The organism is Rheinheimera sp. (genome assembly GCF_020217005.1).
In the GTDB taxonomy this organism is placed as follows: Bacteria; Pseudomonadota; Gammaproteobacteria; order Enterobacterales; family Alteromonadaceae; genus Pararheinheimera.
Genome location: NZ_JAIWOI010000328.1, coordinates 1 through 10,000 on the forward strand (window position 1 = coordinate 1; position 10,000 = coordinate 10,000).

Below are 10,000 nucleotides of genomic sequence, written 5' to 3' on the forward strand. Positions count from 1 at the left end.
AGCATGGCAGCGACAGCAGAAGCTGCTATACCGGATAAAAAACGTGAAGTGCTGGTGGAGTTTATTGCCCGTCCTAATAACAACATGCCTTGGGTGTTTGAGCCAGTGGTGCATAAACTTCGGGTGCATCCGGGAGAAATCCACCGTATTGATTATCTGGCGCACAATATTACAGGCCGGGCCATGACAGCTCAGGCCGTGCCTTCGGTGTCGCCGGGGCAGGCTGCTTTGTATTTTAATAAAATGGAATGTTTCTGTTTTACCCAACAACATCTGACGGCAGGTCAGCAGTTATTAATGCCGTTGCAATTTTATGTCGATCCCGCACTACCGGAACAGTTCAGCACTATCACTTTGTCCTACACCTTGTACGAAGTAGAAGCTGCAGCCCCGGTCACTGCACAGACAGCAACAGGGGATAACAATGAGTGAAAAATACGAACATTATTACGTACCTGACCAAAGCCCATGGCCCATAGTGGGCGCAGTGGCGCTTTTTATGATGGCCTTTGGCGCAGGACATTTTGTCAATGAAGTGACGAAAGATCAGCCGGGTTATGGCGGTTATCTGTTGCTGGCTGGTGTCGCTACGTTAATTTTTATGCTGGTCGGCTGGTTCAGAAATGTGATTGATGAGTCTATGCATGGCTTGTACAGCAAGCAACTGGACAGGTCCTACCGTCAAGGCATGAGTTGGTTTATTTTCTCCGAGGTGATGTTTTTTGCCGCCTTTTTTGGTGCTTTGTTTTATGCCAGAACCATTGCTATTCCATGGCTGGACGGCGCCAGCAATAACGCCAGTACTGCTGCTGTATTGTGGCCGGCCTTTGAAGCAGCCTGGCCTTTATTAAAAACACCGGGTGGCATCGAAACTCAGGCCATGCCGTGGCAAGGTTTGCCTCTTTATAACACGCTGATTTTATTAGCCTCCTCTGTCACTTTGCAGTTTGCTCATATGGGGTTGGAGCAAAATAAAAGAGGTCAGCTGAAGCTGATGTTAGGACTCACTATCTTGTTAGGTGCCAGTTTTCTGTATTTGCAGGGCATAGAGTACGTGCATGCCTATCAGGATCTGGGTTTAAAACTGGACTCAGGTATTTATGGCAATACCTTCTTTTTACTGACAGGTTTCCATGGTCTGCATGTGACTCTGGGGGCCTTATTCCTTACCGTGATTTTCCTGCGTATTTTGCTGAAAAATCACTTTACCGCCCATAAGCATTTTGCCTTTCAGGCCGCCGCCTGGTACTGGCATTTTGTTGATGTGGTCTGGTTATGTTTGTTTATTTTTGTCTACGTGCTGTAACACAGAGGCGGGCTTTTCCAGCCCGCTTAGGGGCTAATAGGGCCTGCCGTGCGGAGTGATGATGCCAAACTGCAGTGCAAGGATCACCAGCAATAACACTATGGCTGACCACCAGACGCGTCTGCCTAAAAACTTCGACATGCTGGGCTGATTCTCATCGTCTTTCAGCATCAGAAACAAAGCACGAAATAAGTTAAAAACAATAAAGAGCAGTAGTGCAATGAGTAAAAGTTTAATCCACATAGAACCTCACTTAGGGCTGGTACTTTTATGACAACCCAGCCTTTTGTTCGTCATCTGTCCCGACACTGGCTGTTGGCTGTATTCACTCTGGTCGCTTTTGCGCTTTTGATCAAGTTGAGTTACTGGCAGTGGCAGCGCGCCGAACAAAAGCAAACTCAATTGGATCAGTTGCACCAGGCAGAGCAGCAAGGACCAGTGCAGTGGATAGATTTAGCGTCCATACCAGCAGAGCAACAAGACGGCCTGATGCTACAAGGTAAAGCGGTCTGGTTAAAACCTGCGGTCTGGCTGCTGGATAATCAGCTGATCCAGGGCAAAGCAGGCTACGACCTGGTGATCCCTGTGTTGGTGTCCAATCAAGGCCCGGCAGTCTTAGTGAATTTAGGGTGGGTTGCTGCACCGCCCAGCCGTGATGTGCTGCCAGAACTCACTATTCCTGACCAATTTGAATTAAAGGCGTTATTGCGCACTGAACTCAAAGGTTTTCGCCTTGGCCAGAATTTAGAAGAGACAGGACTGTGGCCACAACGTATGCAGCAAGTCGAGCCTGCTGAACTGGCGAAAGTGCTGGGGCAGGAGTTGTATCCGGCTCTGCTGTACCAACAACAATCCCCTTATCTGTACCACTATAAAGCTGTGGTGATGCCACCGGAAAAACACCGTGCTTATGCGCTGCAATGGTTATTGCTGGCCGTTGCTGTGGTGGTGATCGGCTGGTTTATGTCAAAGAAGGAGCTGTAAATGGCGAAGAAGAAATTTTTACTGCTGTTTTTGTTGTGTTCTTTATTGCCGCTGGCTTTTGCGCAGACGTTTTTATCTCTGGGTTGGTTTGGCGGAGCCACCACCAACAAAGGCCAGTGGCTCAGTGAAGAGATTTTGTTATTACCCAAAGCCAGCGGTGATGTGCACTGGCGCTTAGCCTATGTCAGTGACAAAGCCGACTGTGACGCCCTTTGTCAAAATGCCCATTACGGTATGCAGCAGGTGTATACGGCCCTGGGCCGTAAACAGCAGCATTTAGAGTTATGGCAATCCGGTGGTGCTCAGCCACAAAAACTGTTGTGGCAGGCTAACCCTGCGGGTGCTGATGCGTTACAACAAAAGCTGGTGCTGGTGGATCTGAATGGCCTGGCGCTGATGACCTATCCCGTGACTGCCGACAAAACCCAAATGGTGCAAACCGGAAAAGCTATTTTGACAGATTTAAACAAACTGCTGAAATACGACAGGGGGCTTTGATGAGACCCCTGAAACCTTTAGTCAGTTGCGCCATAGTATTGGCCATGCTGGTGATTTTATTAGGCGCTTACACCCGTTTAACTGATGCGGGTTTAGGCTGTCCGGACTGGCCTGGGTGTTACGGCTTTTTAAAAGTGCCGGAGCAGGCCCATCATATTGAGCAGGCTGAAGCTTTGTATCCGGATCGACCTGTCGAAAGTCATAAAGCCTGGAATGAGATGATCCACAGGTATTTTGCCGGCACTTTGGGTTTGCTGATACTGGCGATTTTCTTATTTAGCCTGAAACAAAAGCGTGTGCTGTTGCCGTCTTTGCTATTGGGGCTGGTAATTTTTCAGGCCGCTTTGGGCATGTGGACTGTGACTTTAGCTTTGCATCCAGTGGTGGTGATGGGGCATTTGCTGGGGGGCTTTACTTTGCTGTCGTTATTGGCGTTGTATTGGTGGCAATTACAACCTGCGCCTTTGATAGCCGTAAAACAAAGCCTGAAGTTGCTGTTTTGGCCGGTGTTGCTAGTGCTGGTAGCACAAATAGCCCTGGGTGGCTGGACAGCAGCCAACTATGCCGCCTTAGCCTGCATTCAGTTGCCTGTTTGCGAAGCCGGCTGGACCAGCCAGCTTAATTTTGACGAGGCATTTTCGCTGCATCTGGGCTACGACAATTACGAATACGGCGTGATGAGCCAAAGCGCCCGCGCCACGGTGCATGTGATGCATAGGGTTGGTGCTGTTGTTACTTTGCTGGTGGTGGCGGCTTATGCCATAGCCTTGTGGCGCAATAGTTCGGGTTTGATTAAAAACATGGCGAGCATAGTGCTGCTGCTGTTGCTGCTGCAATTTAGTTTGGGGCTTGCCAACGTGGTACTGCATTTGCCTTTGGCCAATGCGGTGGCACATAACTTTGTGGCAGCCAATTTAGTCATGTGTCTGGTAGTGATTGGTTATCAGCTGCACAGAAACAAGGAGTCTGCTTATGCTTAAAGTTCTGGCTTTACCCCAACACTATAGTCAGCAATGGCGTGATTATTACCAACTGACCAAACCTAAGGTCGTCGCGCTTTTGGTGCTGACGGCTTGGGTCGGCATGATGCTGGCGCAACCCGGTTTACCCCGATTTGGCCTGATGATAGCCGCAACTTTAGGCATAGGCTTATTATCCGCTGCTGCGGCGGCGATGAACCATATAGTGGATCAGCGTATTGATGCGCAAATGGCCCGCACTTATAACAGGCCAGTGGCCCGTGGCCGTTTATCAACGCAGCAGGCGGTGAAGTTTTCACTGCTGCTGGCAGGTTCTGGTTTTCTGCTGTTATTTATTGCCGTCAATCCACTGACTGCCTGGCTGACCTTAGCCAGTTTGTTTGGTTACGCCGTGGTCTACACCATGTTTTTAAAACGGGCGACGCCGCAGAATATTGTCATAGGCGGTTTAGCTGGTGCTATGCCACCATTGCTCGGCTGGACAGCCATGACGGCTGAAGTGCATGCGCATGCCTTGTTGCTGGTGATGATTATTTTCACCTGGACGCCGCCGCATTTCTGGGCTTTGGCTATTCATCGCCGTGACGATTATGCCAAAGTAAATATGCCAATGTTGCCCGTCACTCATGGCATTGAATTTACCAAAAGTGCGATTTTCCTTTATACCCTGGTGCTGTTTTTAGTCTGTTTGTTGCCTTATCTGGTCGGTATGACAGGTGCTGTGTATTTGCTGGGCAGCACAATACTGAACTTAGGTTTTATCTGGTATGCCTGGCAATTAAAGTTTAATGCCAAAGCAGAAACAGCCATGGCAACTTTTAAGTTTTCGATTTGGCATCTGATGGTATTATTCCTGCTGTTGTTGCTGGACCATTATTGGTTGATTTCAGCGCTTTAACAGGAAGATACTTTTATGCAGAAGTGGTTATGGGTAGTAGTTGCAGTAGTGGCATTGGCAGCAGGTGTGTGGTTATCAGCCAGTTTTAAGTCTGCGCCCGCCGAGCCTGTGGCCGCTTTGGTCTATCCAAGCCCCAGAGCTTTGACCGAATTTAACTTGCTGGATGAGCAAAAGCAGCCAGTGGGCTTAAAAGATTTACAGGGACACTGGACGCTGGTTTTTGTCGGTTATACCCATTGCCCTGATATTTGCCCTATGACCATGGCGAAATTAGCGGGCATGTATCAGGACTTAGTCAAGCTGACGCCAGAGCCATTAGAGATTTGGTTTGTCTCGGTCGACCCAAAACGGGATACACCAGAGCAATTAGCCCAATACATCACCTACTTTAAACAAGCGCCGATCAAAGCCAGAACAGCTGATCATAAAGACTTATTCCCTTTTATTCGCCAACTGGGCCTGATGTATGCGATTAATGATGGCGCAGAAGAGCGTTATACAGTTGACCACAGTGCCAGCATAGCGCTACTGAACCCTCAGGGCGCCGTAGTGGCTATGTTTAAACCTGAAATGAAAGCAGGTGCTGTGCCGCTGATTAATAACCAGCAGTTTTTGGCGGATTATCCTTTGGTGATAGCGGCTGCAGCCCGATAGTCTGGAGGCGCTGCGACAAACTTCATTCCTTTCTTTACAAGATCAGGCTGCACGCCTTATGGTGGAACTGTATTCATAACAAGTGGTTATGAAGCAAACTCCAGCATAGAGCACAGCCTAATGAGAAAGTTTTTATCAAGCGCCTTAGTCCCACTACTAATTTTATCTGCGGTATTTAGCTTTAATTTGTGCGCCGAAGATTTTAGTCAGTATGGTCCAAAACAATTCAGCACCACTAATAAGTGGACGGCTATAGTAGCCGCCTATGAGCCGGAAATTAAGGCGATTGACGAGGCTTTTGCCAAGCTTAAAGACGCCAAAATAGCCAAAACACTGACCATCCGTGGTGTTAAGTATCAATTGGGCCACTATAAAGGTGAACCCATCGTCATTTTCACCACGGGCGTCAGCGTGCCAAACGCCGCCATGACAATGCAAATGGCGCTGGATTATTTCCCTATAGAACGGGTGGTGATGATGGGGATAGCTGGTGCTGTGGATCCACAATTCCAGCCGGGCGATATCGCCATTCCTGAGCGTTGGTACTTCCACGATGAATCTGTCTATGCCAATCCTGACCCGACCAAACCAGGCCAGTATATTCTGCCGGACTATTATGAGCAGGCGTTGGCCAGTTACCGGGAGCGTAAAAAGCAGGATCCGCATTCCCCTGCTTATGAAAACTTTGGTTATATCCATCCGGAAGAAATGGCGGTGGTTAAACAAGGCTGGGACAGCCCGCAGCAAATGCCGTATTTCACCGCTACGCCACAACTCTTTGAGCTGACAAAAAAAGCGGTTGCCACTATAGATCCCATCAAAATGCCATCCGGCCACCCAATCCAAATCAAAGTAGGTGGCAATGGTGTGACAGGCTCGGTATTTTTAGACAATGCCCAGTACCGCCAATGGCTGCAAAAAGTGTTTCAGGCCGAAGTCACTGAAATGGAGTCGGCCGCTGTGGCTCAGATCTGTTTCGTCAACGAAGTCGACTGGATAGTGATCCGCTCCGTCAGTGATTTAGCCGGCGGCCAACAGGGCAAAAATGCCGAAAATGTCTTTGATGCCATCGCCTCAGGCACTGGCACTAAATTGCTGTTGGGCTTATTGGATCAAATTGTGCTGATGAAGCCGTAGGAGCGCCTACGGCAGTACAAGTCTTGTTACTCCATCACCCAAGGCTGGGAATACCAGTAGAAATAGCCTTTTTTCGTCAACGAAGGCGCTGTACAGTTGTAGCGTTTATGGCTTGTTTTTAGCTTTTGGCCTGCCTGAGCGCTAAAGGTATCGGCTTTTAGCCAGGTCACTTTGATAGGCTCGCCATTGCTAAAACAATTCAATTGGCCGGTTTTAAAATCTGAGCTATCGATTTGCAAAGTCAAAGTAGGCGGATTCGGGCCTTTGACTGGATCGGCAGCCAGATACTTTTTCACCGGCAACGCCAAGGTTTTTAGTTTAGGGGTGAAGTGTTTCAGTGCTGCGTATTGGCTAGATGAAGGGTAACGCGGCAAGCGGGTCATCAGGCTGTTCAGGCCGACAGCACCGGATTGTTGGCCTATACCAATAAACCCCAGCTCTTTTACCATCTGTTCCAGCTCAACACTAAATTCACCATAAGGGTAAGCCAGCCATTTGTGTTTGATGCCTAACTGCTGTTCCAGCTGAGTTTGCGCCAGCAAAATATCGGTTTTCACCCGTTTTAGCCACTGCGCTTTGCTTTCGCCTTTATTCGGCGCGGCCAGATGATCATGGTAGGAGCTATGGTTGGCAATAATCACGCCGTCTTTGTGCAGCTGTTTGATTTGCTGCCAGCTCATCACTGGGCCTTCTTTACGGTCTATTAAAGCCGGGCTTAAAAACACCGTATAAGGGAAACCAAACTCCTGCAAAATCGGGTGGGCCTGCAGAAAGATATTGTCAAAACCGTCGTCAAAAGTGATCACCACTGCGTTATCTGCTGGTTCTTTACCTTGTTGCAGCTGCGCTAACAAAGTATCTAAACCTATCACCTGATACTGATGGTCTTTTAAATACTGCAAATGGACCCGAAATTCTTCCGGCGTGACACTGGTGGAACGAGGCGTCTGAGTGCTGACATGATGGTACTGCAAAATAATAGCGGCGAAGCTTGGGAAGCTTAGTAAAACCAACAAAAAGGCCAGCAATTTCATTTCAGAACTCCTTTTGACATATATACCCAAGTGACCTCAAGATGCGAGTTTCAGAGCCGCAGGGCGCTTGCAATGCAAGGCAGCCTGGTGAAGCAATGTCGACACCTTGCGAGACAGGCTAACACCGCAGTGCAATCGCCCTGCGACTCCCAAAGGGCGGGGTTAAAAGCGCTTTATGCCGCGTTAACTGTTGTCGCTTTAGAGCCACTGAAGCTTCCAACAGCTGCCTTGCCTAAAGCGCTTTTATCTCCCGCTGAATTCTGCATCTTGAAGTTACTTGGGTATATACAACAAAGGCCACATCAAGTGGCCTCTGTAGCTTATACAAACAACAGCTTAATAGTAAGAATGCTCACCACGCTGGTGATCCGTCACATCCCGTACTGCAGTTAATTCACCGGCAAAACGTTGCAACAATTCTTTTTCGATACCTTCTTTTAAGGTTAAATCGACTTGTGAACAACCGTTACAGCCGCCACCAAATTGCAGCACAGCGACGCCGTCGTCTGTCAGCTCTACCACTGAAACACGGCCACCGTGGTTGGCTAATTGTGGGTTGATTTCGGCGTCTATGACGTATTGCACTTTTTCCTTCAGTGGGGCGTCGTCGTTCACCTTACGTACTTTGGCGTTTGGCGCTTTTAACGTCAGCTGAGAACCCATCTGATCGGTAACAAAATCGATTTCGGCGTCGACTAAAAAAGGTTTGCTTTCCGCATCCACTATGGCCATAAAGCCTTCAAATGGCAGCTCTAAATCTGTGCTTTCTACCGCGTCGGCAGGGCAGTAGGACACGCCACATTCCGCAGAAACAGTGCCCGGGTTGACCACGAAGACTCGGATATGAGTGCCAGCGGCCTGTTTTTCCAGCAGCTTACGAAAATGGCTCTGCGCCTGTTCAGAAATGGTGATCATCGGTAGTACCTGACTAAATTACTAGGTTAATGGCTATGATACTCTGACTTCTTCTGCCTTGCCAGCCCCGCTTGTCGGGCCGGACTTTTTATTGCTAAGGTAGCGGCCAGAAAGGGAGAAAAACAATGTACAAAATAACAACTATCATCAGTGCCTTAGTATTGGGGCTTTGCAGCCAGTTCTCAATGGCAGCGCCTCAAAGCCCGGAACAATTTTTTGGTTATCCTGTCGGCGAATGGCATTTACGCCATGATCAAATTCAAATGTACTTCCAGCAACTGGCTGCAGGATCAGACAAAGCTCAGCTGGAAATTATTGGCCACACTCATGAACAAAAACCTTTATTACAGCTGATTATTTCATCCCCGGAAAACTTAAAAAAATTGGAGCAAATTCGTTTGCAGCACCTGACTCAGCTGTCGACTGGTACTGAACTGGCGGATGATTTACCGCTGATCGTCTGGCTGGGGTATGGTGTGCATGGCAATGAGTCCAGTGGCCCTAATGCTTCGGTGCAGGTTGCACATCATTTATTAACCAGTACAGAGGCCGAAGTGCAAGACTGGCTAAAAAACGCTGTTATTTTGATCCAGCCGAGTTTAAACCCTGACGGCTTAGAGCGTTTTGCCACCTGGGCCAATATGCATAAAGGTAAATCGCCAGTGGCCGATCCGCAAAGCCGCGAGCATATTGAACCCTGGCCTAATGGGCGCCCAAACCATTATTGGTTTGACTTAAACCGCGACTGGCTGCCGTTAGAGCATCCGGAAAGTCGTGCCCGTATCGCTCAGTTTTATAAATGGCGGCCCGCTGTGGTCGGTGATTTTCATGAAATGGGCCCAAACAGCACTTTCTTTTTCCAGCCTGGTATTCCAACCCGGACTTATCCATTAACGCCAACCGCCAATCAACAACTGACAGCGAAAATTGCCGAATACCATGCCGCAGCTTTGGATAAAAAAGGCCGTTTGTATTACACCGAAGAAAGTTTTGACGATTTTTATGTAGGTAAAGGTTCAACTTACCCGGACGTTAATGCCAGCGTGGGTATTTTATTCGAGCAGGCCAGTAGCCGAGGTCATTTGCAGGACAGCATTAACGGGCCTCTGCCTTTTAGCAAAACAGTAGAAAATCAATATATTACTTCGCTGTCGACCCTGCGTGGCTCTGTAGCGCAAAAAAATGCACTGCAAAGTTATCAAAAAGCTTTTGTGTTGGAGGCTGAACGTTTAGCAGCGGATGACTCGACTCAGGGTTATGTGATTGCAGAAGCTGCGGATAAAACCCGTTTAGAAGCTTTGCTGGCGTTGTTAAAACAGCATCAAATTAAAGCTTACCCAATCAATGAGCGTTGGCAGCAAAAAGGCCAGACTTATCAAAAAGGTCAGGCTTATTATATTCCGCTGCAACAACCACAGTATCTATTGTTAAAAGCGGCGTTCAGCACTCAGACCAACTTTCAGGACAATACTTTTTACGATGTATCGGCCTGGACTTTACCTTATGCCTTTAATATCGAATTCAGTGCCGTAGGCCGCAAACCTTCTGGTGTGGCTGAAGAAGCTTGGTCGCCACAGCCAGAGTCTGTGTTGAC

The 10,000-nt window shown here is 48.4% G+C and carries 12 protein-coding genes; 9 read left to right on the forward strand and 3 right to left on the reverse strand.

Annotation, left to right across the window (positions count from 1 at the left end):
* Both LDL40_RS16000 and LDL40_RS16005 read left to right on the forward strand, forming a co-directional pair.
* On the forward strand, positions 1 to 432 hold a 432-nt coding region (locus tag LDL40_RS16000), incomplete at its 5' end, for a cytochrome c oxidase assembly protein (protein ID WP_300996450.1).
* Positions 425 to 1,306, forward strand: a complete 882-nt coding sequence (locus LDL40_RS16005) for a cytochrome c oxidase subunit 3 (protein ID WP_300996451.1) — start codon at positions 425 to 427, stop codon at positions 1,304 to 1,306. The genes LDL40_RS16000 and LDL40_RS16005, both read left to right, overlap by 8 nt.
* A 33-nt stretch (positions 1,307 to 1,339) precedes the next feature.
* On the opposite strand, the gene LDL40_RS16010 is transcribed toward LDL40_RS16005, so the two are convergent.
* Positions 1,340 to 1,549, reverse strand: coding sequence for a DUF2909 domain-containing protein (locus tag LDL40_RS16010; protein ID WP_127019243.1), 210 nt, complete (start codon positions 1,547 to 1,549; stop codon positions 1,340 to 1,342).
* 27 nt (positions 1,550 to 1,576) lie between these two features.
* Between LDL40_RS16010 and LDL40_RS16015 the strand changes: the two genes are divergently transcribed.
* From LDL40_RS16015 to LDL40_RS16040, 6 genes are all read left to right on the forward strand, one after another.
* Positions 1,577 to 2,290, forward strand: a complete 714-nt coding sequence (locus LDL40_RS16015; protein ID WP_300996452.1) for an SURF1 family protein — start codon at positions 1,577 to 1,579, stop codon at positions 2,288 to 2,290.
* Complete coding sequence (locus tag LDL40_RS16020) at positions 2,291 to 2,788, forward strand: hypothetical protein (RefSeq protein ID WP_300996453.1); 498 nt, start codon at positions 2,291 to 2,293, stop codon at positions 2,786 to 2,788.
* Entirely contained in the window at positions 2,788 to 3,768 is a 981-nt protein-coding gene (locus LDL40_RS16025) for a heme A synthase (RefSeq protein WP_300996454.1), read from the forward strand. The genes LDL40_RS16020 and LDL40_RS16025 overlap by 1 nt, the downstream gene beginning before the upstream one ends.
* A complete protein-coding gene (gene cyoE / locus LDL40_RS16030; RefSeq protein ID WP_300996455.1) occupies positions 3,761 to 4,666 on the forward strand; it encodes a heme o synthase in 906 nt (301 codons plus the stop codon). The genes LDL40_RS16025 and cyoE overlap by 8 nt, the downstream gene beginning before the upstream one ends.
* Before the next feature lie 15 nt (positions 4,667 to 4,681).
* A complete protein-coding gene (locus tag LDL40_RS16035) occupies positions 4,682 to 5,320 on the forward strand; it encodes an SCO family protein (RefSeq protein ID WP_300996456.1) in 639 nt (212 codons plus the stop codon).
* 120 nt (positions 5,321 to 5,440) lie between these two features.
* Positions 5,441 to 6,457, forward strand: coding sequence for a 5'-methylthioadenosine/S-adenosylhomocysteine nucleosidase (locus LDL40_RS16040; protein WP_300996457.1), 1,017 nt, complete (start codon positions 5,441 to 5,443; stop codon positions 6,455 to 6,457).
* Between the two features lie 26 nt (positions 6,458 to 6,483).
* On the opposite strand, the gene LDL40_RS16045 is transcribed toward LDL40_RS16040, so the two are convergent.
* The gene (locus LDL40_RS16045; protein ID WP_300996458.1) at positions 6,484 to 7,491 is read right to left on the reverse strand and encodes a polysaccharide deacetylase family protein; all 1,008 of its coding nucleotides are present in this window, start codon (positions 7,489 to 7,491) and stop codon (positions 6,484 to 6,486) included.
* Between the two features lie 336 nt (positions 7,492 to 7,827).
* A complete protein-coding gene (nfuA, locus tag LDL40_RS16050) occupies positions 7,828 to 8,406 on the reverse strand; it encodes a Fe-S biogenesis protein NfuA (protein WP_300996459.1) in 579 nt (192 codons plus the stop codon).
* A 125-nt stretch (positions 8,407 to 8,531) separates the two neighbouring features.
* On the opposite strand from nfuA, the gene LDL40_RS16055 reads away from it, so the two are divergent.
* Positions 8,532 to 10,000, forward strand: a 1,469-nt coding sequence (locus LDL40_RS16055) for a M14 family zinc carboxypeptidase (protein ID WP_300996460.1), incomplete at its 3' end; no start/stop codon positions are given.